The organism is Pseudonocardia broussonetiae, from assembly GCF_013155125.1.
GTDB classification, from domain to species: domain Bacteria; phylum Actinomycetota; class Actinomycetes; order Mycobacteriales; family Pseudonocardiaceae; genus Pseudonocardia; species Pseudonocardia broussonetiae.
In genome coordinates, this window is the sequence record NZ_CP053564.1 from 4,132,512 (window position 1) to 4,157,354 (window position 24,843).

The window sequence follows — 24,843 nt, forward strand, 5'->3', positions numbered from 1 at the left end:
CGACGTCGCAGACTAGCCCGTCGTCGCGAGCGCGGCCTCGACGGCGGCGGCGACCTGGGCGGGGTCGCGGAAGACCAGCGGATCGGTGACGCGCACGACCGAGCCGTCCGGGCGGATGACCCAGTTGGTGGGGAGCACCGGGGGTGCGCCGAGGGCGGCCTGCACGGCGTTGTCGGGATCGATCACCGAGGGGTAGCGCGGGTCGAGCTCGTCGGCCATCGCCAGGGCGTCCGCGGGGCGGTCGCGCACGACCACGCCGAGCACGTCGACCGCGTCCGGCCGCGCGACATAGGCGTCGAGTACGGGGACCTCCTCGCGGCACGGAGCGCACCAGGACGCCCAGAGGTTGAGCAGCACCGGCCGTCCGGCGAGCACGGCGCCGAGCGGCACGGCGCCGACCTCACCGAGGCAGGGCACGACGACATCGGCCAGCGGCCCCGGCGGGACGGGCGCCCCCGAGGGACCGGGACAGGGCGGCAGCGCGGCTGCGGCTCGCGCCGGGCCGAGCGCGGCGTCGTCGGGCCGTTCCGCGAGCCGTTCCGCCGGGACCGGCCGCGTGTCGGCGGAGGTGTCGGGGTAGGCGTCGGATCGGGGCCAGAGAGCGACCACGCCGGCGACGCAGAGCACGACGACCAGCACCGTCCACCGCAACTCCGAGCTCATCGTCCGGCTCACAGCGGGAGGGTGTAGCCGGCGATGGGCCCGCGCATCCACGCGACGAACTCGCCCCAGGCCCCCGTCACCAGCAGGGTGCCGAGCAGGATGAGCATGACGCCGCCCCCGATCTGCATCCCGCGGATGTGCCGGCGCAACCACCCGGCGGTGCGCACGGCCCAGCCGGTGCCCAGGGCGATGAGGACGAACGGCACGCCCAGCCCGGCGCAGTAGGCCAGCACCAGCAGGATCCCGCGCCCGGTCGAAGGACCGACCTGGGTACCCGTCGCCAGGGCGATCACCCCGGTGAGGGTCGGGCCGAGGCACGGGGTCCAGCCCAGCCCGTACACCGCGCCGAGGACCGGGGCGCCGGCCAGCCCGACCCGCGGGACGTGGTGGATCCGGACGTCACGTTGCAGGGCCGGGACGAACCCGAGGAACACCAGGCCCATCGCGATCGTGACGACCCCGCCGATGCGTTGCAGCAGCAGCTCGTTGCCGACCAGCCAGTCCGACAGGCCGAGCACGAGCAGCACCCCGGCGGTGAACACGACCGTGAACCCGCCGACGAACAGCAGCGCGGCACCGGCGACCCGCCACCGGCCGGTCCGGGTCGCGACCCCGTCGCCGGAGACGCCCTCGTCGCCGACCAGCCCGGCCAGGTAGCCGACGTAGCCGGGTACCAGGGGCAGGCAGCAGGGGGAGGCGAAGGAGATGGCCCCCGCGGCCAGGGCCAGCGCGACGGCGACCAGGAGCGGACCGGAGACCGCGAGCTCGGTCAGCCCGTTCACGTCCCGCCCCCGCTACTCGGTGCCGGCTGCTCGGCGGCGACGCGCTGCACCACGGGCAGCAGTTCGGAGACCCGTACCGCGGTGAGGAACACCGCGGCGACGCGGTGCTGGCGGTCCAGCACGATCGTCGAGGGCACCGTGCTGCGGGGGAACCCGCTCAGCGCCAGCAGCGAGCGGCCGGGGTTGTCGTAGATCGAGGGGTAGATGATGTTCCGGTCCGCCATGAAGTCGCGGGCGGCGTCGGCGCTGTCGCGCACGTCGATGCCGAGCAGGGTGACGCCCTCGGGCTGCATCTGTTGGTGGATCTGCTGCAGGCCGGGCATCTCCTCGCGACAGGGGCCGCACCAGGCCCCCCAGACGTTGAGCACGACGACCTGGCCCGGGAAGTCGTCCAGGCCGATCGTCGCGCCGGGTTCGAGCAGGCTCTCCCCGGACAGCCCGCTCACCGTTCCGCGGGACCCGGGCGGGTCGTAGAAGATGCGGGTCTGGCCCCCCGGGGCGACGAAGGTGAACTCGGCGGCCTGGCTGGGTGCGGTGCCGTCGGGCGTACTGAAGCTGCAGCCGCTCAGCGCCACGAGCAGCACCACGACGGCGGCCGAGACCCGGCCACGCGAACGGTGGAGTGGGGCGGGATGCATCTCACCTCCGGGAGGATCGTCGCTACTACTATGCGCTGTAGAACAAGAGGAGCGGGCGGCGGGGTGACAGGCGCCGTTCGGCGTCCTATCATCGTCGGATGGCGATGACATCGGGAACGGCCGTGTCCGGCCGGCGTGACCTGCAACCGGCGGCGGCGCTGTTCCACAGCCTGTCCGACACGACCCGGCTGGCGATCGTGCAGCGGCTCGCCCACGGCGAGGCGCGCGTGGTGGATCTGACCGAGCAGCTCGGGCTGGCCCAGTCGACGGTGTCCGCGCATCTCGCCTGCCTGCGCGACTGCCGGCTGGTCGTCGGCCGCCCCGAGGGCCGGCAGGTGTTCTACGCGCTGGCGCGCCCGGAGCTGTGGTACCTGCTGGAAGCGGCGGAGACGCTGCTCGACGCCACCGGCTCGGCCGTGGCGCTGTGCCCGGTCTACGGCACCGGCGGCGCGGGAGCCGGCGATGAGTGACGCGTGCTGCGGCGCCGACGAGCCGCGTCCCGAGGCTGCGGGGGACCGCGAGCCGGAGCGGCTGTGGGAGGTGTCCGAGCTGCGCTTCGCCGCGGCGTCGGGAGTGCTGCTCGTGGCGTCGCTGGCCGTCGGCTGGGCCTCCGGTCCGGCGTCCGTCGAGCTCGCGCTGCAGGTCGGCGGGCTGGCGCTCGGCGCGTGGACGTTCGTGCCCGCCACGCTGCGCCGCCTGGTCCGGGGCCGGATCGGGGTCGGCACGCTGATGACGATCGCCGCCGTCGGGGCCGTGCTGCTGGGCGAGATCGGCGAGGCCGCCATGCTGGCGTTCCTGTTCTCGATCAGCGAGGGACTGGAGGAGTACTCGATCGCGCGCACCCGGCGCGGATTGCGCGCGCTGCTCTCGCTGGTGCCCGAGCGGGCCACCGTGCTGCGCGGCGGGGTGGAGGTCATCATCGCTCCGGCCGCGCTGCGGGTCGGGGACACGATGCTGGTGCGCCCGGGGGAGCGCCTCGCCACCGACGGCCGGATCACCACCGGCCGCACCGCGCTGGACCTGTCCGCGATCACCGGGGAGTCGGTGCCGGTCGAGGCCGGGCCCGGCGACGAGGTGTTCGCCGGGTCGATCAACGGTTCGGGCGCGCTGGAGGTGTGGGTCACCAGCACCTCCGAGGACAACTCGCTGGCGCGGATCGTCGCGATCGTCGAGGCCGAGCAGGCCCGCAAGGGTGAGGCCCAGCGACTCGCCGACCGCATCGCCCGGCCGATGGTTCCCGGCGTGATGGTCGTGGCCGCGCTGATCGCCGGGCTCGGCAGCCTGTTCGGGGAGCCGCTGGTGTGGATCGAGCGGGCCCTGGTCGTGCTCGTCGCCGCCTCGCCGTGCGCGCTCGCCATCTCGGTACCCGTCACCGTGGTCGCGGCCGTCGGCGCCGCCAGCCGGATCGGCGTCCTGGTCAAAGGCGGAGCCGCGCTGGAGGGTCTGGGCCGGATCCGCGGCATCGCGCTGGACAAGACCGGCACGCTGACGCGCAACCGGCCGACCGTGATCGGGGTCGTCGCCACCGGTGGTGCCACCCGCGCGGAGGTGCTCGTGCTGGCCGCCGCGTTGGAGGCGCGCAGCGAGCATCCGCTGGCCCGGGCGATCCTGGCCGCCGTCGATTCGCCCACCCCCGCAGCCGACGTGGAGGCGGTTCCCGGTGCCGGGCTCACCGGCCGGCTCGACGGGCGGGAGCTGCGCCTGGGCCGTCCCGGCTGGATCGACGCAGGCGAGCTGGCCGGCCCGGTCGCCCGGATGCAGGAGTCGGGGGCCACGGCGGTGCTCGTCGAGGCAGACGGGCGGCTGCTCGGCATGGTCGCCGTCCGCGACGAGCTGCGCCCCGAGGCCGCGGAGGTCGTCGCCCGGCTGCGTGGGGACGGGTACCGGGTGGCCATGCTCACCGGCGACAACCGGGCCACCGCCGCGGCGCTCGCCGCGCAGGCCGGCATCACCGAGGTGCACGCCGAGCTGCGCCCCGAGGACAAGGCCGCGCTGGTCGCGGCCCTGCGGGCCGAGCGACCCACCGCGATGGTCGGCGACGGGGTCAACGACGCCCCGGCCCTGGCCACCGCGGACGTGGGGATCGCCATGGGCGCGATGGGCACCGACGTGGCCATCGAGACCGCCGACGTCGCGCTGATGGGCGAAGACCTGCGACACCTGCCCCAGGCCCTCGGCCACGCGCGTCGCGCCCGCGCGATCATGCTGCAGAACGTGGGTCTGTCGCTGGCCATCGTCGTGGTGCTGGTGCCGCTGGCGCTGCTCGGCGTGTTCGGGCTGGCCGCCGTGGTCGCGGTGTACGAGCTGGCCGAGATCGTCGTGATCGCCAATGGGGTCCGGGCCGGGCGGGCCCGTCCCCTCGCGCCCGCCGGGCCGCAGGCCACTGCGGTCCCGGCCCCGGAGGCCGCCCGGGCCTGGTGAGCGGCCGGCCCCGGCGGGCCTCAGCCGTCGGTGGTGAAGGTGGACCCGAACCGCTCGGCGGCGTCGACGGTGGTGGACCGGCGACACCCGGGCATAGGGTTGATGGATGGCTCCGAGTGGTGTCGACCCCGAAGACGACCGGTTTCACGACCCTCGGTCACAGCGCACGGCGGGGTTGGAGGTTCAGGTGCCGACGTCCGAACCGGTGGTGTCACCGTGTTGGTGCTGCGCCGGTGAGTTCGCCGAGGTCGACCTGGTTCGGCTCGGCGCTCGCCCGGAGGCGGCGATCTGTCTGGACTGCGCGCGGTACGTGAAGCGGCGGGCGGTGGCCAGGCGTGACGAGCATCGTTGGACACCCTCCGGTGCGGTGCGCGGTGGTGTGCAGCGGGTGCGGGACCGGGTGATCAGCAACGGGTGGCACGAGCGCGGGCCGCTGGGTGCGTTCCTGCGCCGACTGGACCGCTTCCTGCCGTGAGTGGGGCCGTGCGTGTGGAGGTCGTGCGTCATGAGGGTTGCCCGCTCGCCGCGGCGGCTCTGGACCTCGTCCGCGAGTGCGTGCACGAGCTGGGTATCGACGGCGTCGTCACGGAGCGAGTGGCGCGGTACCCGTCGCCGACGGTGCTGGTCGACGGCCGCGACGTGATGGGCGCTCCGGGCGATGGCACGCCCACCGACGCGTGCCGGCTCGACGTGCCGACTCGTGAGCGGGTCACTGATGCGTTGAGATCGGCGTCGCTCCGAGACGAGTGAGCGTCGGTCGGTATCGTGCTGGCATCGCGATCGGCCACCCGGCGATGACGCGCTTCGCGCGCCGCGTGCCGCGACGTCTGACGGCGCGGGGGGTGTGACGCGCAGCGATGTGTGACGCAGTTCGAGCGGCGCTATATGGCGTAGTCGCCGTCATGCGTCACCGACCACCAACGATGGCGTCGCGAGCGGCGGCGATGATCTCTATAACCATCGGGTCGAGGACCGCGTCGACTGCCCCGCAAGCCGATCCCTGCACGGTCACGCTCCGCGCACCGGCACCGGCACAGTCAGCATCACGATCCGCTTCCGGGCGGTGGGAATTGCCCCGGCTCAGGCAGCACTGGCGAGGCCGAGCGAGGACGAGTGGTGACCGGCTGGGAAGCGCGGGTCTCGGCTCGCGTGAGCACCCAACCTAGGGCGGCCCAGAGCCCCATCCAGGCGATGATCGCAACTCGGGCGAGCGTGAAGGAGCCGAGGATCAGGCTGGGAATGACAGCAGCGAAGACGAACACCCCAGCGACCAGCGGGATGAAGCGACCCCAATCGGTCCAATCATGGGCTCGAAGCACGGCGATGCCGAGCAGGATGCTGAATACCGCTATCGACGTACCGGCGAGGCCGGACAGCCCGTCGACGGTGTCCGCAAGAGGGCTTCCAACAGGCTCATCGCGCGCCGTGATGGCCAAGCCCTTCACGGCAGCGAATGCAGTCCATGCAGTGATCGTCCCTGCCGCACCGATCCGAGCCAGGGTTGAACGCCCCGCAGCGCCGCTTCGCCAGACTCCCCACACGAGCAGACCCAGCGCGGCGTGCTGGACAGCCAGCGTGCCGTTCTCGACGGTGAACCCGAGCGAGTCGAAGGGGTAGCTGTAGCGGGTCTCGTCGACCGAGGCCGGGTGGAGGACCTTGAGCAGGCCGCCCCCGACGCCGAACACGCCGGCGCCGAGGCCGATCCACCCGATCGTTCGGACGCGCAACGAGGCCAGCCGACGACGGGGCCTGATCTCGGGCTTCTTGGCAGGCATCGAGTCTGCAACGGCAGGCTGTGCGTTCTGGCTGACCATGCGGCCGAGCGTAGAATCGGCGCATTCCGGAATCATCCGAGGAACCACTCAACCGTTGAGTGCGGCCTAGGTACTCACGATCAACTCGAGGACGCGATGGGGGCGGACACCAGGCGAGGCTGGGAGCTCCTCGCCCACGCCCGCGGGGAGTACCGCAGGGGCTCGGTGCGGTCGTCTTGGGAGACGGCTCGCGCCGTGGCGGCTATCGCACGAGAGGCTGGGGACGGCGAGCTGCTTGCCGACGCGGCGCTCGTGGTCACTGAACCGGTCATCGGTGCGTGGGACTTCGCCGCCCAGCGTCACGCCCTGTGTCTGGAGGCGCTGGACCTGATCGGGGATCGTGACCCAGTCCGGGCAGAGCGGCTGCGGACCCTGGTCGCGGTCACACAGAGTCCGTGGCGTCCCCACCCGGAGAACGCACCCCTGGCGCTCGACCCAGCCGCTGCCGACGAGCGTGCCCGGGAGCTTCACGCAAGACACGCGGCTGCGATCGGGGCGGCCGGGGTGCACACCCGACTCGACACCGCGAACGATCTGATGGAGCTCGCGAACGCGACTCGGCGTGAGGAGGATGCCGCTTGGGCTTCACTGTGGCGACTCGACGCCTACGCACAGCTCGGCCATCGCGTCGAGCTCAACGCCGAGCTGATGCAGCTCAGCTCACAGGCGGTTGTGCTCGGCTCCCCGGCATGGGGATGGCGTGTGGCCGCAGCACGCGCATCCGTTGCACTCCTCGACGGCCACCTCGACGACGTGCCCGTCCTCGCCGCTGCCGCGCTCCGGTGCGGCACGGCGGCCGGTCTCGAGGACGCCGCCTTCGTCGATCTCGTCCTACGGGCTCGCTTCGCTGTCCAGACGCAGACCGGACTGCACGACATCGAGCCGGAGGTGCGTCGCGTCCTGTCCGGCGCTCCCTTCTACGCTCACGGCTGGCACGCCGAGATCTTGCTTGCCTCGGGGCGCACCGACGAGGCAGCGACCATATGGCGGGCTCTGGCTCCGAGGCTGCCTGACTTCCCGACCAGCTCGATCGAGTGGCTGATCGCCATGGCGGGATACGCCGACCTCTGCGCCGCCTTCGGTGACACCGTGACAGCTCCGTACCTGGTCGAGCAGCTCGCGCCCTACCTGGACCAGCACGCCTGGGGAGGAATCGTCGGCCCCTACGAAGGACCGGTGGCCCTGTTCCTCGGAAGGCTCGCGGCACTCCTCGGCGATCACACCACCGCTCGTTCCCACTTCACCCTGGCCGTGGAGCTGGCCGACCGCGTGCACGCGCCACACTTCGGTGACGCTGCCCGGCGCGAGCTCCGAGGTCTCCAGCAGCGCGGACACCCGCTCACACTCCGGGAGTGCGATGTGGCCCGCCTGGTCGCCGACGGCCTGACCAACCGGCAGATCGCAGCACGGCTCGTCCTCTCCGAACGAACCGTGGAGAACCACGTCAGCAGCATCTTGCGCAAGCTCGGCGTGAGCACCCGAACCGCCATCGCCGTCCACTCGAGCGTGAACGCGAAGCCCTCTCCATGAGACGCCCCGCGGCGCAGAACAGCTTCCGGGATCGGCGATCGGTGCGTGGTCAGCGGTGAGTCCTGCACCCTGCTGCGGCCGGAAACGGTGCACCAGCCACCGCCGGGGCGGCGCGGGCGTCGGCAGGTCCTGACCGTCCGCAACCCGATTTCTCATCGGGACGGCCATTCCGCGGGCCACTCGTCGGGCGTCTCGGGGCGACTTCGCGGTGTGCGAGCGCGGGCTGACTCGACGGGAGGGAGGGTGAAGCGCTCGACCAGCCCGGTCAGGGTGTCGTGCCAGACCGGCGCGAGGTCGGCGACGTCGAGCATCGCCCAGAGGCCCGGGCCGTCCGGCGGTTGCCGGGACGCCATCTCCGAGGATGCGAGGCCCTGGCACGTCGCGTGGAAGGCGAAGCAGCAGGCCACGTCGGTCCGGTGCGGATGGACGCCACCTGCGTCTCGCAGGCGCCTGATCCGGGCGCGCAGCGCTCGGTAGCTGTCGTAACCGGCCTGGGCCACCGGCTCGTGGGCGAGCAGCTCGGCCGAGACCTGCTCGAAGGTGAGCCGGAACAGTGCCGGCTCCTCGAGAGCGAACGTGCGGAAGCCCTGCACGCCGGCCGTCACCAGGTCGCCGGCCGGGTCGTCGGTCGGCGCGACGCTGTTCACCAGCCCGGCGAGCCGACGGTAGCCGCGCTGGGCCAGCGCGTCGATCATGCCCTGCATCGATCCGAAGACCGTGTAGACGGCGCGCGCGCTCGTGCCGGCCGCCTCCGCGACCGCCCGCACGGACACCGCCGGCGGCCCGCCCCTGCGCAGCAGCGCGAGCGCCTCGTCGAGGAGTGCCTCGCCTGTCGCCTCGTCGTGCACCCGCCGTCTGCCCATGCTTGACAGCGTAACGTAGCAGCGTATCGTAACATCGTATCGATATAATGATGCGAATCGAGGTGGGCGTCATGGAGCTGAACCGGGTCGTCGTCGTCGGCGGCGGTATGGCGGGTCTCGCGGCGGCGGCGACGCTGTCGGCTCGCGCTCGGGAGGTGGTGGTGGTCGAGCGCCGGGAGGCGCCGGCGCTGCCCCCGCAGGCGGGGCTGCCGCACGCGATGCTCGTCTCCGGCGCGCTGGTCCTGAACGAGCTGTTCCCCGACCTGGGGCAGCGGCTGCTGGACCGCGGCGCCGCCCCGGGAGGACCCGACCCGACGCGGGTCGCGTGCTACTGGGCCGCAGCCGGCGCGGTCCGGCGCGAGCTGCGCTTCCCCGATCTCGGGATCACCCGCACCCTCTGCAGCCGGGAGCTGATCCAGCAGGAGGTGCGCGCGTCGGTCGAGCAGATCCCGAACGTGCGCTGGGAACAGGACACCGTCACCGGAGCGCTCGCCCGCCGGGGAGCGGTCCGGGGCGTCGCGCTGGGCTCCGGGCGCTCGGTCGAGGCCGACCTGGTGGTCGACGCCGGCGGGCGCGACGGTGGCGTGCCGCTCGGTGCCGACCTTCCCGTACCGCCCACCAGCGAGGTCGGCGTCGACATCCGATACACGGCGTTCCTCGTCGAGCGCCGCCCGGAGGACCTCGACGGCGCGGTGCTCGCGGCGGTGCAGAACACACCAGACAACCCGCGCATGGCCATCGCGCTGCCGATGGAGGGCGACCGCTGGCAGGTCGGGTTCGGGGCGTACTTCGGGCAGACCGGTCCCACCGACCCCGACGGGGCCCGCGCCTACGCCGCGGCGGCGCTCGCCGACCCGATCCTGGCCCCGTTGGTCGGCCGGCCGTTCCTCGACCGGCCGTGGCGCTACACGTTCCGCACCGGGCGGCGTCGCCATTGGGAGCGGCTGGCCCGCCCGGTGCCCGGCTACGTCGCGGTCGGGGACTCCGTGGCGAGCTTCAACCCGATCTACGGCCAGGGGATGAGCTCGGCGCTGCTGCAGGTGCGCGAGCTGGGCCGGCTCGTCGACCGGCATGGTGCCGGGCGGGCGCTCGCGACCGCCGCGCCGAAGGCGCTCGCCACGGTGGTCGACGCCCCGTGGCGGATCTCGACGGGGGCGGACTTCATGTACGCCCGGACGGTCGGGGTCCGCCCGCGCGGCCAGCAGCGGGTCAACGGCTACGTGGCCCGGGTGCTGCGGGCGGCCGCCGTCGACGACCGGGTGAACCTGGCGTTCACGTCCGTCTCCCACCTGCTGGCCCCGCCGGCCGCGCTGTTCGCCCCGCCGGTCCTGGCCCGCGTGCTGCGGCACCGGTCGGTGCCGGCCGCGCCGGCCCAGCAGACCGTCCCGGCGCGAACTCCTCCCGCGGGCACCTACCCCGCCCGGTCATGACCCCGCCGGCTGTGGGGCCCGGCGAGCTCGCAGCGCTCGATGACGACCAGCGCGATGTCGCCCTGCACCGGTGGCGTGTTCTGCGCCCGCACCTCGAGGACGACGTGCCGCTCGCCGCGGCCGCGCGTGCCGCCGACGTGCCGCTGTGGACCGCGCAACGCTGGCTGGCCACGCACCGTGCGGGCGGGTTGGCCGGTCTGGCCCGACATCAGCGCTGCGACCGTGGCCGCCGCCGAGTCCAGTCCAAGCTGGAGCTGCTGATCGCGGGCCTGGCGCTGCGCCGCCCCGCGCCCACTCGAGCGGTCATCCACCGGCAGGTCAGCGAGGTAGCCGCCGATCACGATTGGGCGGTGCCGAGCTACCGCACCGTGTGCGACATCGTCGCCGCGCTGGACCCGGGGCTGGTGTGCCTGGGCACCGAGGGCGCCAAGCGCTACGGCGAGGTGTTCGAGTTGGTGCACCGCCGCGAGGCCGACGCGCCGAACGAGATCTGGCAGGCCGACCACACCGAGCTCGATCTGTGGGTCCGCACCGCCACCGGGGAACCGGCCGTGGCTCACCGCGATCCTCGACGACCACTCCCGCGCCGTCGCCGCTCACGGCGTCGCCCTCGACGCGCCCAACACGATGAACACCGCGCTGGTACTACGCCGAGCGATCTGGCGAAAGACCGAACCGGGCTGGCAGGTCTGCGGAATCCCGCAGGTCTTCTACACCGACCACGGCAGCGACTTCACCAGCCGCCACCTCGAACAGGTCGCCGCCGAGCTGAACATCCGCCTGGTCACCTACCTGCCCGGCCGGCCCCGGTGCCGCGGGAAGATCGAACGCTTCTTCGACACGATCAACACCATGTGCTTGGCTGGGCTGCCCGGGTACGCACCCCGTGGCACCCTCGACCGGGCCGGACAGGCCCGGCTCAACCTGCCCGAGCTGGACGAGGCGATCGGGCGGTTCATCACCAACGTCTACCACCAGCGCCCGCACAGCGAGACCCGGCAGGCACCGCACCAGCGGTGGGTCGCCGGCGGGTTCCTTCCCCGGATGCCCGAGTCCCTGCAACAGCTCGACCTGCTGCTGCTCACCGTCGCGAAACCCCGCAAGATCCATCCCGACGGGGTGCACTTGTTCGGGCTGCGCTACCTCGACCCCACCCTGGCCGCCTACGTCGGCGAGTCCGTGATCGTCCGCTACGACCCGCGCGATCTCGCCGAGATCCGCCTGTTCCACCAGGGCACATTCCTCAGCCGCGCGATCTGCCCCGAACTGGCTGGCACCACGATCAGCCTGCGCGAGATCCTCGCCTCCCGCAGTCGGCACCGCCGCGACCTCACCGCCACCCTCGCCTCCCGCCGAGCCACCGTCGACGAGCTAATGACGCTGCGCGCCGGCCCCGCTCCCATCCCGGCCGACTCCGAACCCGACCCCGAAGGGCCGACTCCACCCGCAGCGGAGCGCGGCGGCAACGCCCGTCGGCTCAAGCTCTACGCCCGGGAGTGACGTGACGACGTCCGACACCGTGCCCGGCGCAGCAAAGGCGTTGTCCAGCAGGCTCCCGAGCTGGTCAGCACCGTCGAGCACCGCCGGTTCGGCGAGTTCGCCGATGCCGTGCGCGCCGACCGCTACATCGGGCTCTGCTACGGCCCGCCCGGGGTCGGGAAGACCATCTCCGCCCGCAGCTACGCCGATTGGCATCACGTGCGACCTCTGCTCGGCCACGACACATGGCTGCACCAGGGCACTGCCCGGCCGGACTGGCACACGATCTTCTACACCCCGCTGGTCTGCGCCAGCCCGGTCCGGATCCACAAGGACCTCAACACCCTCGCCACCCGACATGCCCTGCTCCGCGCGGAGAGCGTCATCGACTTCGGAACCGGCCGCCAACCCCACGGCGCGTCGGTCCACACCGAGCTGCTCGTCGTCGACGAGGCCGACCGGCTCGCCTACCGGGCCCTGGAACAGGTCCGCGACTTCTACGACCGCAGCCACCTCGGCCTGATCCTCGTCGGCGTGCCTGGCCTGGAGAAACGCCTCGCCCGCTACCCGCAGCTCTACAGCCGCATCGGCTTCGTTCACCACTACTTCAACCTGAGCCCGACCGAACTCGCCCGCGTCATCGCCGACTGGCCCCACCTCGGCCTCGACGCCACAGACCCCGCCGGGGCCGAGACCAACGCCGCGATCACCCGCACCACCGGCGGCAACTTCCGGCTCGTGACCCGGCTCCTCGCCCAAGCCCAACGCATCACCGCGATCAACAACCTCGACCTCATCACCGTCGAGGTCATCGACGCCGCCCGCGATGCCCTCGTGATCGGCAACGCCTGACACTACGCCGCGCCAGATAGCGTCGCCGGAACAGCGCCGATCATCTCAGCGCGTCACAGCGGGGGGATTCCTCGATCGTGTCGCAGACCGGCGATTACCGTCCGGTCACTGTGAGTGGCGCAAGGCAGGTCGTGCGGCAACGGGCGGCCATGGTCCTGCTGTTCGCGGTCCTGATGCTCGCTCAGTCGACCGGCCTGTGCATCGCGCTGCCGTCCTCGGCCGCACCGCCCGACGTCGCGGCGAGCGCCCACTGCGAGGACCACCACGCCGATGAGCACATGACCGGTGCCTCGACCTGGCGGGGCCCCAGCGGTGTACCGGACCGTTGCGAGCCCGTCGATGTGCCCGACGTGACGCACGTGATGGCGGCGCCGGAACAGCGCCGTGCCAGACGGGCCGGGGGCCGGCGCTGCGCGCCCACGGGGCGACGTCTGCTCGACAGGTTGTGCATCGCGAGGACGTGACAGGACCGGAGTCGTGCTCCTGTCCCGTCTGTCGCCGCGCCTGCGGCGTGATCCGAGGAACGCACCCGTGTCTGCACGTGCCCTGTCCCTGCCCGCAGCCCTTCCCGCAGCGGAACCCGACCTGGCCGGACCGCCGGCTCCCCGACTGCCGCTGGTGGTCGGCAACACCCCCCTCGTCAGAATCGATCAGCCCTTCACCGGTGACCCGCGGGGCTTCTGGGCGAAGTTGGAGGGCTTCAATCCCGGGGGGATCAAGGACCGGCCGGCCCTCCACATGGTCCGGCGCGCCAGGGAACGCGGCGATCTCGCCGACGGTGCCCGGATCGTCGAATCCACGAGCGGCACCCTCGGCCTCGGCCTGGCCCTGGCCGGGATCGCCTACGGACACCCGGTGACGTTGGTGAGCGACCCCGGTATGGAGCCGCTCATGCTCCGGCTCCTGCGGGCATACGGAGCCGAGGTCCACACCGTCGACGAGCCGTGCGCCGAGGGCGGCTGGCAGGAGGCGCGCCGTCGCGCCGTCGGCAGCATCCTGCGCGACCACCCGGGCGCCTACTGCCCGGACCAGTACCACAACCCCGACAACGTCGCGGCCTACGCGCCGATGGCACATGAGCTCCTCGAGCAGACCGACGGCATCGACATCCTCGTGTGCTCGGTCGGCACCGGTGGTCACTCGGCAGGACTATCCTCCGTGCTCCGCGAACACCTCCCCGACCTGCGGGTGATCGGGGTCGACGCTATCGGATCGACGATCTTCGGCCAGTCCCCACGCCCGCGGCTGATGCGCGGCCTGGGGTCGAGCATCTACCCGCGCAACGTCGCCTACCCGACGTTCGACGAAGTGCACTGGGTCGCGCCCGCCGAGGCCGTGTGGGCGTGCCGTCGGCTGGCGTCGACGAGCTATGCGAGCGGGGGTTGGAGCGTCGGCGCGGTCGGGCTGGTCGCCGGCTGGGCTGCCCGTACGCATCCCGCCGGGACCCGGATCGTGGCGATCTTCCCCGACGGTCCGCAGCGCTACTTCGACACCGTCTACAACGACGAGTTCTGCCGTCGGCACGGCCTGCTTGGTGCGGCCCCCGACCTCCATCCCGCCCGCATCGACGACCCGGGCGAGCGCGAGGTGACGAGCTGGACGCGGTGCACGACCGTCGTCGACCCCACCCGTTCCCGCGCGGCGCGGATCCCGTGATGCGCACGCTGGCCCAGTACCGCTCCTTCCCGAGACCGGTGCAGCTGCTGCTGCTCAACCAGCTCACCATCAACTCTCGGCTTCTACATGCTGATCCCGTACCTCGCGGCCCACCTGTCGGGCGGGCTGGGGCTCGCGACGTGGCTGGTGGGGCTGATCCTCGGGGTCCGCAACTTCGCCCAGCAGGGCATGTTCCTCGTCGGCGGCGCCCTGGCCGACCGCTTCGGGTACAAGCCGCTGATCGTGGCCGGGTGCGCGCTGCGGACTGTCGGGTTCGCGCTGCTGGGGTTCGTCGACTCCGTACCGGCGCTGATCGTGGCCTCGGCGGCGACGGGATTCGCCGGTGCGTTGTTCAATCCCGCGGTCCGCGCCTACCTGGCGCACGACGCGGGGGAGCGGCGGGTCGAGGCGTTCGCCCTGTTCAGCGTGTTCTACCAGGCGGGCATCCTGCTCGGCCCGCTCGTCGGGCTGGCGCTCACCGGCATCGCGTTCTCGGTGACGTGCCTGGTGGCCGCGGGGGTCTTCGCCGTGCTGACCCTGCTGCAGATCCGAGCCCTTCCGCCGCGCGGCGGCCCACAGGACGGCGGCGCCGACGCGACCTCGTCGGGCTGGCGGGAGATCCTCGGCAACCGGTCCTTCCTATTGTTCGCCGCGGCGATGGCCGGGTCGTACGTCCTGTCGTTCCAGGTCTACCTGGCCCTGCCTCTGCAGGCCCGGGTGGTCACCGCGACCGCGTCTGACGCCACGATCCTGGTCGCCGTCCTGTTCGCCGTGTCCGGCCTGGTGACCATCCTCGGCCAGCTGCGGGTCACCGACTGGTGCCGTATCCGGCTCGGGCCCGCCCGTTCGATGGCCGCCGGGCTGCTCGTACTGGCCGCAGCGTTCGTGCCGCTCCTCGCCGCGGAGGCGATACCGCCGGGTCCCGGCCGTCTGGGTGGGGCGGTCGGCATGGCCGCGCTGGTGCTGTCCGCCGCGGTGCTCGCCCTGGGCACGACGATCGTGTTCCCCTTCGAGATGAACACCATCGTCGCGCTCTCCGGGAATCGCCGGGTCGCCACCCACTACGGGCTCTACAACACCGTCTGCGGTGTGGGCATCCTGCTGGGCAACCTGGGGACCGGCTGGGCGCTGGACATCGCCCGGTCCACCGGCCTCCCGGCGGCTCCCTGGGTGGTACTGATCATCGTCGGGGCCGGCTGCGCGGCCGCGGTGGGTGCGCTTCGCCGTCGCGGTCTCCTGCCGGCCGAGGAGCCGACCCGGCCCCGGGGCGGTCGGCACCGGCTGCGCCGTCGACCACCGGGGGCCGGGTCCGCACGTGCCGTACCGCACGGCACCGGATCGAGGCACCTGATCACGAGCGGTCCGTCGAGGCCGTGATAGCGCGGTGCAGGTCCGGAGGACATGCGCAGCCCTGCAGTCGAGCGGGTGCAGGGTCGTCACGCCATACGTCGAGCCCGTTCGGCGGGCTACGCAATGTTTGCGGACTGCTCACAGAGTTCGTCCCGTCGGATCCGCCGCTTCGACGGCACGAGGCATCTGCTCGCCTCGGCCGTGCCCTTCGGGCAATCACCGTCACCCGACTCGGGGTCACGTCCCGCTGAGTGGTGGAGTTCGTGCTCGACACCGTGCGGGTCAGTGCGTGCTCATGATGCCGTGATCAGGGCGGTGGCCGGTAGTGCGGTGTTCCTGGCCGGAACCGCGACCAGAGCGGCCATGGAGGCTTCGGAGAGGTAGCGGCGGTCGCTGACCTGCCACTCGTCGTGTTGCTCGGCCAGGACGGCGCCGGTGAGGCGGAGCAGGGCGGCGGGGTTGGGGAAGACCCCGACCACGTCGGCACGGCGCTTGATCTCTTTGTTCAACCGCTCCAAGGGGTTGGTCGACCAGATCTTCTTCCAGTGCGTGGGCGGGAACGCGGTGAACGCCAGCAGCTCCTCGGTCGCGGCCTCGAGCATGGCGGTGACCTTGGGGAACTGGCGGCCCAGCATCCCAGCGACGGTGGTGAGTTGCTCGCGCACCGCGGCCGCGTCGGGTTGGGCGAAGATGGTGCGGATCAACGCGGCCACCATCGCCGCGTGCGGCTTGGAGACCACGCCCAGCACGTTGCGCATGAAATGCACCCGGCAGCGCTGGACCCCGGCACCGAGCAGCACCGTACGCACCGCTTGGCCGAGCCCGAGGTGGGCGTCGGCGATGACGAGTTTCACCCCGCTCAGGCCGCGGGCGGCCAGGCTGCGCAGGAACCCGGTCCAGAACGCGCCGTTCTCGCTGTCCCCGACATCGAGACCCAACACCTCGCGGTGCCCATCAGCGCGCACCCCGATCGCGACGACTACGGCCTGGGACACCACCTGGTGATCGACGCGGGCCTTGCAGTAGGTCGCATCCAGGAACACATACGGGTAACTCGTCTCGGCCAGCGACCGGGCCCGGAACGCCGCGACCTGGTCGTCGAGATCAGCGCAGATCCGGGAGACCTCGCTCTTGGAGATCCCCGACCCGACCCCGAGCGCCTGCACCAGATCATCGACCTTGCGCGTACTGACCCCGTGCAGGTAGGCCTCCATCACCACCGCGAACAAGGCCTGGTCCACCCGCCGGCGGCGATCGAGCAGAGCGGGGAAGAACGACCCGGTGCGCAACTTCGGGATCCGCAGCGCCAGGTCCCCCGCCGTGGTGGACAGGATGCGAGGCCGCGAGCCGTTGCGCTGATTCGTGCGCCCCGGGCTGCGTTCCCAGGGCTGGGCACCGATCGTGGCCGTCACCTCGGTCTCGATCAGGGCCTGATACATCGTCTCGGCCGCGACCCGGACACGTTCACCGGCATCACCGGCCTTGAGTGCGTCGAGGACTTCCAATAGGGCAGCATGGTCCAAGGCCATCGTGCGTCGTGTCCTTCCGTGAGAACCCTTAGCCAGGTCTCACCGACCGTCGCACGATGGCCGTCTCCGTCAGGATCGCCACGCCAAGACCACGAACCCGAACTCCACCAACCCAGGGGACGTGACCCGACTCGGCGGTCGTACTGGCCGCGCTGCGCGATGAATCGTCGTGGACACCTCAACCCGTGGTCCCGTGGTCCGGCGGATCGTGCACCTACTATGCTGTGTAGAAGCGTGGCCGCCCCCAGGACATCCAGGTGCAGTTCGCTGACTTGCCCGGTGCGCCACCGCCCATCGCTCGGCATGGGTCCGGATACCGGGTGCGAGGAGGGCGGCTCGATGAAGCAGGGCCGTGACATCACGACTCCCGGCACGCGTACTGCGGCGTTCGCAGCGATGACAACCGTGCTGGTCGCCGTGACCGCTGGAGCTGTGGCCGGGAGTCACCCGCTGCACACAGCAACTCTGGGTGCAGCCGCAATCGCACTGGGGCTGATGCGCCTGGCGCAGCCGGGCCGACATCGAGGCTACTTCGCCGCAGCCAGCGGGATGCTGGTCAGTGAGCCCGTCGTGCATGCCGCGATGGCCGTTCTCCCCTACGGGACCGAGCATTCTGGCGACCGCGCGATCCTCCCGCTCCAGATGGTGCTGGCCGTGCTCGTCATTGCGGCTGTCGCTGGGGCGGAATCACTATTCTTGCTGGCCGGTGCGTTGTGGCGGACGATTCGGCTACCGCGACGCCGTCTCCCGGTCCCCGCGCGACTGACGCCACCGCTCGTTGACGTTCTCGCAGCAGCCGTACCCGGACCCGGCGCCGGCCAGTTCCGTCGCCGCGGACCTCCGTCGAGGCTGACCGTCGCCTGATGCGACTGCACGTGCCACCTGGGGTGTCGAACCGCAGGACGGCGCAGGTCCCCACGTGGCCCGCTCGATGCAGTTCGCCTCGTCCGCCAGCCATGATCAGGTAGCCGTCGGAGTTGCCGTGCACCTTCACCTTCACCGTTCGACAAACCCCCACAGGGTTCCATCCGTCCGCAAGGCTCGACGATGAACACCCTGGAGGCGGTGCTGGTGTTCGGCGGGATACCGCTGGCCATCGTCGGGGTCATTGTCGCGGCCGTTTTCGTGGCTGCACCGCGTCGCGCGTCGCAGCGTCCCGAGCCGCCGGTCGGCATCATCGCCGAACAGGCGGCCTGCAACGTGCGGAACACTGACGAAGGCCGGGAGATTCACGATTCCTCGGATGAGTCCTCGCAGGCCGCATCACGTGTGTGCTGGACAGTGCGGTGTGCCGAGTGCGGCATCAAGTACTCCGAGGGCTCGGACGCCGTGCATTTCACCGGTCCTGTCCACGGAATATCAGTCACCGCCGCGCACGGTTGGCGGCTTGTCGGAGCCAGGATGCGATGCCCGAAATGTGCTTGATTCGCCGCCCTTTCTGCGTGGTTGTCGGACCGTTCACATCTCATGTAGCTGATCCGTCCATGAGGGAGTTATCCGTCGTGGATCACAATTCTGCGAATCCCCGACTGAGCTGCGTGGCGTCCCCGCTCCGCCGCTACGAGGTGTAATCATCGATGACTGATGACTCCGGTTCCCGTTCCCGAGTGCCCGTTCTGCTGATAGTGCTAGGTCTACTACTGGTCGCTATCGCCGGGGTGAATCTGCTGACGCCCGACCCCGAACCGACATCGCAGGCCGCGGTGCCGTTCGCCGGCCCCAGCGCTCTCGACGAACTGATCGACAACGCACAGCGGAGTCTGCGGCGCAAACCCGAGGACGCCCCGCTGTGGGCGCGGCTCGGCGCCGCCTACACCGAGCGGGCGCGAATCACCGGTGACCCGTCGTACTACGGCCAGGCGCAGGGCGCGTTGGATCGTTCGTTGCAGATCGACCCCGTCGACAACGGCGAGGCGCTGATCGGGTTGGGCCAGCTGGCCAACGCCCGTCACGATTTCGCGGCCGCGCGCGACTACGGAGAACAAGCACGTCCACTGCGGCCCTACACCGGTGAGGTCTACGGCGTTCTGGTCGACGCCTACGCTCAGCTCGGCCAACCTGACGCATCAACTGCCGCCCTCGAGAGCATGCTGGATGTCGAGCCCGGTCTCGCCGCGTTCACCCGCGCGTCCTACGACCTGGAGCTCCGCGGCCGCGTGGACGACGCCAGGGCCGCATTGGAGCGGGCATTGTCATCCGCCTTGTCTCCCGAGGACGTCGCGTTCTGCCGCTACTACCTGGGCGAGCTGGCCTGGAACAGCGGGGACGTCGAGGAAGCGGCCACCCAGTACGCGGCCGGCCTGGACGCACGGGCCGACGACGTCGCCTTGCTGCAGGGCATGGCCAAGGTGGCTTATGCACAGGGTCGCACCGACGATGCGCTCGTGGGCTACCAGGAAATCACCAACCGGGTACCGCTTCCGGGATACCTGCTGGAGTACGGCGAATTGTTGCAGGCCGTGGGTCGCACCGAGGAGGCACAGGCGCAGTACGACGTCCTCGCCGTCCAGCAGCGGCTCTACGCCGCAGACGGGTCCACCGACGACCAGGTTGCCGCGTTGATCGCGGCCGACCACGGCGAGCCGGCGGAGGCGTTGAGGCTGGCTGAGGCCGAATGGGGCCGGAGGCAGAGCATCTTCAGTGCCGATTCGATGGCCTGGGCCCTGTACGTGAACGGCCGCTATGCCGAGGCGATCACGTTTGCGGACCGCGCCGCTGAGCTCGGCTGGCGAAATGCGAGCTACTTCTATCACCGCGGAATGATCCTGGCCTCGCTGGGTCGCCGCGACGAGTCGTTGGCGGTTTTGAACGAGGCGATGTCCATCAATCCCTACTTCAACCCGCTGCAGGCACCGATCGCCCGCGCGACGATCGCCGCCTTGGGGTCCGGGTCATGAACCATGAAGGGCGTACCAGGAGTTTCCGAATCGACGCCACGAGACACTGCACAGGGTGGCAGAAAAGCTCTCAAGGTGTTGCTCAGTCATCCCTCCTGCTCCCGCCGTCGCCGCAGCCGAATGTGATGAGGATGAGATGATGGTCAGCGGAAAACAGAGCAAGCGAAACCGCCAGGACCGGGCCAAGACCTCGCTCGTGACCGACCGGTCCACCCCGTGGGGGACGATCGTCGCGGTACTGATGGTGGTGCTGTTCGCGGGCGGTGTCTTCGGCTACGCCCTGCTGGAGTCCCAGGCCGGCAACGCGCGTGCCGAGGCGCTTTCCGCCTTCACTCCGTCGGCGGCCAACCAGGATCCCTCGACCCAGATCCCGGGAGTCGCTGAGCAGACCTACGAGGGCGGCCAGCACGTCGGCCCGACCGAGCAGGTGGCTTACACCCAGTCCCCACCGACCGGTGGCACGCATGACCAGGCGTGGGCCGCTTGCTCCGGCGTGGTCTATGACCAGCCGGTGCGTAGTGAGAACCTGGTGCACTCGATGGAACACGGTGCGGTGTGGATCGCCTACAACCCCGACCAGCTCGGCGGTGCCGCCCTCGAGCAACTCGCCGACCGTGTTCAGGACCGGCCTTACATGGCGCTGTCCCCGTACCCGGGTCTCGACCAGCCGATCGCGGTGCAGTCCTGGGGGCATCAGCTCAAGCTCGCCGACGCCGCTGACCCTCGTATCGACCAGTTCGTGGCTGCGCTTCGCGCCAACCCGAACACCCACCCCGAGAACGGGGCCAGCTGCGACGCGCTGGGGCCCGGCCAGTTCGATCAGGACGCTCCACCGCCCTACCAGCCTGCCCCACCGGTCTCAGCGGCCGGGCAACCCGGCGTCCGGGCCGAGACCGAGACCGCCGCAGACCAGCCCACCGGAGACGGATCATGACCGGCCGGACACCTGCGGACAGCGCTGACACCTCCGCCGACGCCTCAGCAGACGAGCTGCCGATCGAGTCGGCCGGGCCGGCGCGTTGGCCGCGGAGGGTGATCGCAGCGGGTGCGGTGCTGGCGCTGTTGCTGCTGGCGGCAACCGGAGGCCTGATCCTCGGGCGCTCCGGCTCCGCGGGGTCGGCCGTGCCGGGTACGGACTCCGTCGACGTCGGGTTCGCCCAGGACATGAGCGTGCATCATCGCAACGCCGTGCAGATGGCCGGCTGGGCGCGCGACAGCAGCGGCGATCCGACCGTCCGCACCCTCGCCTTCGACATCGAATCCGGACAGACCGCTCAGATCGGGCAGATGCAGGGCTGGCTCGCCCTATGGGACGCGCCTGCCTTCCCGGTCGACGGATACATGCGGTGGATGTCGGACATGAGTACGGAGCTCGGCATGGGCCATGTCGCAGACGGCAGGGCACAGATGCCGGGAATGGCTTCGACCGAGGATCTCGCCCGGCTCCGGGCCAGCACTGGACCAGCCGCCGATGTGCTGTTCCTGCAGTTGATGCTGCGCCATCACGAAGGCGGTGCCGGCATGTTGAGCTACGCCGCCGAGCGGGCCGGGCGGCAGCAGGTGCGGAACCTGGCCGCCCAGATGCTCACCGCCCAGACCGCGGAAAGCCAGTCCATCCGTCAGATGCTCGCCGAGCGGGGCGCAGCCCCACTGCCAGCCTGATGGTCCTCGACGCCCTGCCGAGGGTCACGAGCCGCCCGCACTGCCGGTCGCGCGGTCTGTGCCAACCGATCACGGCCAACCGGCATCACCGAGAGAAGCAGGGTGACCCGTGAGCGCACAGCCCTCCCCACCGATCGACGGACCAGCGCCCCTCCCGGAGGCGCCTTCGCCCGTTGCGCCGCGGTGGCACGCACGCTTCGGCGGCCCGCCGCGTCACGCGGTGCTGCTGGGCCTCACGGGTTCGGTGCTCCTGGTTGTGGGCGGCTTCGGTGCGGGCGGGGTGCTGGTTCGGGATCCGGTGCTGACGAACTCAGCGCTGGGCTTCTGGCGCTACGGTCACGGTCGCGAGATGGCGACGGCGCTGGTGTACCTGGGCGTCGGGCTCCTGGTGTGGGCGTGGGTGCGGCTGGGACGCGACGTCCTGGCGAGCAGGGTGGGCGGGCGCGCAGTGCTGAGCACCGCCGCGGTGTGGCTCGCACCGATGCTCGTGGCGCCGCCGCTGTTCACCCGTGACGTCTTCAGCTACCTCGCCCAGGGCACGCTGCCGCTGCGCGGTCACGACCCCTACCAGGTCGGCCCCGATGTCCTGGGGGACGTGCTCAGCGAGAACGTGCACTACTTCTGGCAGGAGACCCCGGCTCCCTACGGGCCGCTGTTCATCCTGCTCGCCCAGGGCATGGCCTGGCTGTTCTCCGCCACCGGGCAGAACATGATCGTCGGCGTGGTCGGGTGGCGGTTGCTCCTGCTGCCCGGCCTGCTGCTGGTGGTCTGGGCGCTTCCCGAGCTCACCCGGCGCCTCGGCGGGCGGGTACCGGTAGCGCTGTGGGTCGCGGTGGCGAACCCCGTCACGGTGATCCACATGGTCGGCGGGATACACAATGACCTGCTGGTCGTCGGACTGCTGGCCGCCGGCAGCCTGTTCGCGCTGCGCGGGCGGCACGTCTCTGGGATCGCTATCGTCACCTGCGCGATGGCGGTCAAGGCCACCGCCGGGGTGGCGCTGCCGTTCCTCGTGCTCGTGTGGGCAGCCCGGCTCCCGGGTTCGTTTCGCGTCCGGCTCGCGAAGGCGATGGCGGCAGGGCTCGGCGTGTTCGGCGTCGTGTTCGCGTTCTGGACCTTCGTCGCGGGGTTCGGGGTGGGCTGGCTGCCCGCCCTGTCCGCGCCGTCGATGATCGTGAACTGGTTGTCGATGCCGACCGCTGCCGGCGAGCTGGCGTTCAACGCCGTCAACCTCGTCTCCGAGGTCGGCAAGCAGCCGTTCGTCGACGTGGCGCGGATCCTCGGCGCGTCGGTGCTGCTGGTGATCGCTGTCCGGCAGTGGTGGGCGGCCCGTGACGGTGGGTCCGACGCCGTCCGCCGGGCGGGCGTCGTGCTGCTCGCTGTCGCCGTGCTGTCGCCGACGATGCTGCCGTGGTACGTGAGTTGGGGCATGGTGCTGTTGGCGATGACGGCCTGGTCGCCGCGCGAACTCGCGTACGTGGTGTTCGGCTCGGTGTGGCTGCTCGTCGTCTACTACCCGGACGGCGAGACCGCGCTCTACAACTGGCCCTACCTGGCGGTGTGCGCGCTGCTAGCCGGCCTGGCTGCGGTCTCGCTGCTGCGGCCGGACCCGCTGCACTTGGCCGCTGGAGCCCACGCGCCCGCATCGCCGAGTCCGGAGCCCGCGAGGACTCGGTGGCGTCGTCCGCGACCGCTGTGAGCGGTGCCGAGCACCCGGTGCGCTGATCTCACCACAGCGATCGCTACGTCCGCTGCGGGGGGGTGTCTCTATGTCGTTGTCAAGCGGCGGCGGGGTGCGAGTCGGGCTCGGCCGGTGCGGAGAGCTGGTAGGGCTTGCGGTCGCGGAGCATGGCGTAGATGACGTCGGTGCGGCGGCGGGCGAGGCAGATCAGGGCGGCGTTGTGTCGCTTGCCCTGGGCTCGTTTGCGGTCGTAGTAGGCGCGGCTGGTCGGGTCGGCGAGACTGGCGAAGGCCGACAAGAACAGAGCGGATTTCAGGGCGTGGTTCCCGCGCTGGGAACGGGTCTCACCCTTGATCGACGTCCCGGATCTGCGGGTGACGGGGGCGAGGCCGGCGTAGGCGGCGAGGTGCCCGGCGGTGGGGAACGCGGCGCCGTCGCCGACGATGGTGAGGATCTTGAGGGCGGTCCTGAACCCGAGGCCGGGCATCGAGGTCAGGACCTCGGCAAGAGGGTGGGCCTCCAGGCGGGTCTCGAGTTCGGCGGCCAGGGTGTCGCGCTCGGTGCGGACCTCCCGCAGCTGGGTGGCGACTCCGACGATCACCCGCCCGAACGCGACAGTGCCGGGGACGACGACGGTCTGGGCGTCGAGCGCGGCGAGGATCTGGCGAGGCAAGGTCTTGGCCAGACGCGGCGAGCGGGATCGCATGACTGCGGTGATGCCGTCCTCGCCGAGCTGGCGCAGCCCGTCGGGTGTGGGAGCAGCGGCGAGGAGATCGAGTACTCCGCCGCGGTCCATGCGGGGCCCGAGCAGGCGTTCCAGCGCGGGGTGGACGTGCAACAGCGCGTCGCGCAGGCGGTTGGTGAGCCGGGTGGTCTGTGCTGCGAGGTCGTCGTCGTAGCCGGCGAGCACGGTGAGTTCGGCGAGGATCTCGTCGTCGGTGCCGACCCGGCGCAGGGTGTGGGGCATGGTGCGGGCGGCGTCGGCGATGACGTAGGCGTCGCGGGCGTCGGTCTTGCCCTGCCCCGGGTGCAGGTCGGCGATCCGGCGCATCGCCAGCCCGGGCAGGTAGGCGACCTCGATGCCCAGCGAGCGGGCGACGGCCACAGCCAGGGCGCCGATCGAGGCGGGCTGATCGACGATCACCAGCACCCGTCCGTTCGTGGCCAGCCGTTGGAAGACCTCGGTCAGGGCGGTCTCGTCGTTGGGCAGGGCCTTGTCATGCAGCCGCTGCCCGGTCGGGTCCAGCGCGCACGCATGGTGGGCGGACTTGCCCACGTCGAGTCCGCAGAACACTGCGAACCCGTGATCTCTGGTCTTGTCGGATCCCGACAACGAGGCCTCCTCGCTAACCGTGGCAGGCCGACCCGGACACCCGCGCCGGCAGCCACGTTACGAGCAGACCACGCGTGCGGGTCAGGTCTCTATCAGCGGTCGTTGGCGCCCTCCGACCACGGTGACAACACCCCCCAGATCATCAACGACAGGGGCGACAAGTCATGCCGTGGCCGGTGGCCTGCAAGCCCTCACCGGGCTTGATCAAGAAGGTAACGGGGGGGAGCCGGCGGTAGATCGTCCCGGTCGACGCCAGGGCCGGC

The 24,843-nt window shown here is 71.2% G+C and carries 24 protein-coding genes; 16 read left to right on the plus strand and 8 right to left on the minus strand.

The window, feature by feature from the left end; genetic code table 11:
• Positions 1-12 precede the first annotated feature (12 nt).
• The 3 genes from HOP40_RS20440 to HOP40_RS20450 are packed head-to-tail and all read right to left on the minus strand — an operon-like array spanning position 13 to position 2,083.
• On the minus strand, positions 13-675 hold the full coding sequence (locus HOP40_RS20440; protein ID WP_240157171.1) for a TlpA family protein disulfide reductase: 663 nt from the start codon (positions 673-675) through the stop codon (positions 13-15).
• On the minus strand, positions 672-1,445 hold the full coding sequence (locus HOP40_RS20445) for a cytochrome c biogenesis CcdA family protein (protein ID WP_172160976.1): 774 nt from the start codon (positions 1,443-1,445) through the stop codon (positions 672-674). The genes HOP40_RS20440 and HOP40_RS20445 overlap by 4 nt, the downstream gene beginning before the upstream one ends.
• Positions 1,442-2,083: a TlpA family protein disulfide reductase gene (locus HOP40_RS20450; RefSeq protein WP_172160978.1), complete on the minus strand. Its 642-nt coding sequence runs from the start codon at positions 2,081-2,083 to the stop codon at positions 1,442-1,444. Before HOP40_RS20450 ends, HOP40_RS20445 begins: the two co-directional genes overlap by 4 nt.
• Before the next feature lie 98 nt (positions 2,084-2,181).
• On the opposite strand from HOP40_RS20450, the gene HOP40_RS20455 reads away from it, so the two are divergent.
• The 4 genes from HOP40_RS20455 to HOP40_RS20470 all read left to right on the plus strand — a co-directional run bounded on the left by HOP40_RS20455 (position 2,182) and on the right by HOP40_RS20470 (position 5,254).
• A complete protein-coding gene (locus HOP40_RS20455) occupies positions 2,182-2,553 on the plus strand; it encodes an ArsR/SmtB family transcription factor (protein ID WP_172160980.1) in 372 nt (123 codons plus the stop codon).
• Entirely contained in the window at positions 2,546-4,504 is a 1,959-nt protein-coding gene (locus tag HOP40_RS20460) for a heavy metal translocating P-type ATPase (RefSeq protein ID WP_172160982.1), read from the plus strand. The genes HOP40_RS20455 and HOP40_RS20460 overlap by 8 nt, the downstream gene beginning before the upstream one ends.
• 187 nt (positions 4,505-4,691) lie before the next feature.
• Positions 4,692-4,979, plus strand: a complete 288-nt coding sequence (locus HOP40_RS20465; protein WP_240157172.1) for a hypothetical protein — start codon at positions 4,692-4,694, stop codon at positions 4,977-4,979.
• An 8-nt stretch (positions 4,980-4,987) separates the two neighbouring features.
• The gene (locus HOP40_RS20470; RefSeq protein WP_172160984.1) at positions 4,988-5,254 is read left to right on the plus strand and encodes an alkylmercury lyase; all 267 of its coding nucleotides are present in this window, start codon (positions 4,988-4,990) and stop codon (positions 5,252-5,254) included.
• Positions 5,255-5,547: 293 nt separating this feature from the next.
• Here the strand turns inward: HOP40_RS20470 and HOP40_RS20475 are convergent, their stop codons facing one another.
• Positions 5,548-6,318 (minus strand): hypothetical protein, encoded by a 771-nt coding sequence (locus tag HOP40_RS20475; protein WP_172160986.1) that lies wholly within the window; start codon positions 6,316-6,318, stop codon positions 5,548-5,550.
• A 195-nt stretch (positions 6,319-6,513) separates the two neighbouring features.
• Here HOP40_RS20475 and HOP40_RS20480 point away from each other — a divergent pair, with 195 nt between their 5' ends.
• Positions 6,514-7,848 carry a helix-turn-helix domain-containing protein gene (locus HOP40_RS20480; protein WP_172160988.1) on the plus strand — a complete coding sequence of 445 codons (1,335 nt, stop codon included), beginning with the start codon at positions 6,514-6,516 and terminating at the stop codon, positions 7,846-7,848.
• A 152-nt stretch (positions 7,849-8,000) separates the two neighbouring features.
• Here the strand turns inward: HOP40_RS20480 and HOP40_RS20485 are convergent, their stop codons facing one another.
• Positions 8,001-8,711 (minus strand): TetR/AcrR family transcriptional regulator, encoded by a 711-nt coding sequence (locus tag HOP40_RS20485; RefSeq protein ID WP_172160990.1) that lies wholly within the window; start codon positions 8,709-8,711, stop codon positions 8,001-8,003.
• 71 nt (positions 8,712-8,782) lie between these two features.
• Between HOP40_RS20485 and HOP40_RS20490 the strand changes: the two genes are divergently transcribed.
• The gene (locus tag HOP40_RS20490) at positions 8,783-10,141 is read left to right on the plus strand and encodes an NAD(P)/FAD-dependent oxidoreductase (RefSeq protein ID WP_172160992.1); all 1,359 of its coding nucleotides are present in this window, start codon (positions 8,783-8,785) and stop codon (positions 10,139-10,141) included.
• Here HOP40_RS20490 and HOP40_RS35520 read toward each other — a convergent pair.
• Positions 10,123-10,701, minus strand: a complete 579-nt coding sequence (locus HOP40_RS35520) for a hypothetical protein (protein ID WP_205346844.1) — start codon at positions 10,699-10,701, stop codon at positions 10,123-10,125. The two genes, HOP40_RS20490 and HOP40_RS35520, sit on opposite strands and share 19 nt — an antisense overlap.
• 4 nt (positions 10,702-10,705) lie before the next feature.
• Between HOP40_RS35520 and HOP40_RS35525 the strand changes: the two genes are divergently transcribed.
• The 5 genes from HOP40_RS35525 to HOP40_RS20515 all read left to right on the plus strand — a co-directional run bounded on the left by HOP40_RS35525 (position 10,706) and on the right by HOP40_RS20515 (position 15,505).
• Positions 10,706-11,641 (plus strand): Mu transposase C-terminal domain-containing protein, encoded by a 936-nt coding sequence (locus tag HOP40_RS35525; protein WP_240157812.1) that lies wholly within the window; start codon positions 10,706-10,708, stop codon positions 11,639-11,641.
• A gap of 108 nt (positions 11,642-11,749) precedes the next feature.
• Positions 11,750-12,472 (plus strand): AAA family ATPase, encoded by a 723-nt coding sequence (locus HOP40_RS20500; protein WP_205346846.1) that lies wholly within the window; start codon positions 11,750-11,752, stop codon positions 12,470-12,472.
• A gap of 77 nt (positions 12,473-12,549) precedes the next feature.
• Positions 12,550-12,936: a hypothetical protein gene (locus HOP40_RS20505; protein ID WP_172160994.1), complete on the plus strand. Its 387-nt coding sequence runs from the start codon at positions 12,550-12,552 to the stop codon at positions 12,934-12,936.
• 121 nt (positions 12,937-13,057) lie between these two features.
• Positions 13,058-14,128 carry a PLP-dependent cysteine synthase family protein gene (locus HOP40_RS20510; RefSeq protein ID WP_240157813.1) on the plus strand — a complete coding sequence of 357 codons (1,071 nt, stop codon included), beginning with the start codon at positions 13,058-13,060 and terminating at the stop codon, positions 14,126-14,128.
• Between the two features lie 87 nt (positions 14,129-14,215).
• Positions 14,216-15,505 carry an MFS transporter gene (locus HOP40_RS20515; RefSeq protein WP_420821763.1) on the plus strand — a complete coding sequence of 430 codons (1,290 nt, stop codon included), beginning with the start codon at positions 14,216-14,218 and terminating at the stop codon, positions 15,503-15,505.
• Between the two features lie 266 nt (positions 15,506-15,771).
• Here HOP40_RS20515 and HOP40_RS20520 read toward each other — a convergent pair whose 3' ends face one another.
• Positions 15,772-17,007, minus strand: coding sequence for an IS256 family transposase (locus HOP40_RS20520; protein WP_172160996.1), 1,236 nt, complete (start codon positions 17,005-17,007; stop codon positions 15,772-15,774).
• Positions 17,008-18,054: 1,047 nt separating this feature from the next.
• On the opposite strand from HOP40_RS20520, the gene HOP40_RS20525 reads away from it, so the two are divergent.
• The 5 genes from HOP40_RS20525 (at position 18,055) to mptB (ending at position 23,265) form a co-directional block, all read left to right on the plus strand.
• A complete protein-coding gene (locus HOP40_RS20525) occupies positions 18,055-18,432 on the plus strand; it encodes a hypothetical protein (RefSeq protein ID WP_172160998.1) in 378 nt (125 codons plus the stop codon).
• Between the two features lie 233 nt (positions 18,433-18,665).
• Complete coding sequence (locus tag HOP40_RS20530; protein WP_240157173.1) at positions 18,666-19,904, plus strand: tetratricopeptide repeat protein; 1,239 nt, start codon at positions 18,666-18,668, stop codon at positions 19,902-19,904.
• Positions 19,905-20,040: 136 nt separating this feature from the next.
• On the plus strand, positions 20,041-20,838 hold the full coding sequence (locus tag HOP40_RS20535; RefSeq protein ID WP_240157174.1) for a DUF3105 domain-containing protein: 798 nt from the start codon (positions 20,041-20,043) through the stop codon (positions 20,836-20,838).
• Positions 20,835-21,566: a DUF305 domain-containing protein gene (locus HOP40_RS20540; protein WP_172161002.1), complete on the plus strand. Its 732-nt coding sequence runs from the start codon at positions 20,835-20,837 to the stop codon at positions 21,564-21,566. The genes HOP40_RS20535 and HOP40_RS20540 overlap by 4 nt, the downstream gene beginning before the upstream one ends.
• 220 nt (positions 21,567-21,786) lie before the next feature.
• Positions 21,787-23,265 (plus strand): polyprenol phosphomannose-dependent alpha 1,6 mannosyltransferase MptB, encoded by a 1,479-nt coding sequence (gene mptB / locus HOP40_RS20545; RefSeq protein ID WP_240157175.1) that lies wholly within the window; start codon positions 21,787-21,789, stop codon positions 23,263-23,265.
• A gap of 79 nt (positions 23,266-23,344) precedes the next feature.
• Here mptB and HOP40_RS20550 read toward each other — a convergent pair whose 3' ends face one another.
• Positions 23,345-24,580: an IS110 family RNA-guided transposase gene (locus tag HOP40_RS20550; RefSeq protein WP_172161006.1), complete on the minus strand. Its 1,236-nt coding sequence runs from the start codon at positions 24,578-24,580 to the stop codon at positions 23,345-23,347.
• Positions 24,581-24,843 lie beyond the last annotated feature (263 nt).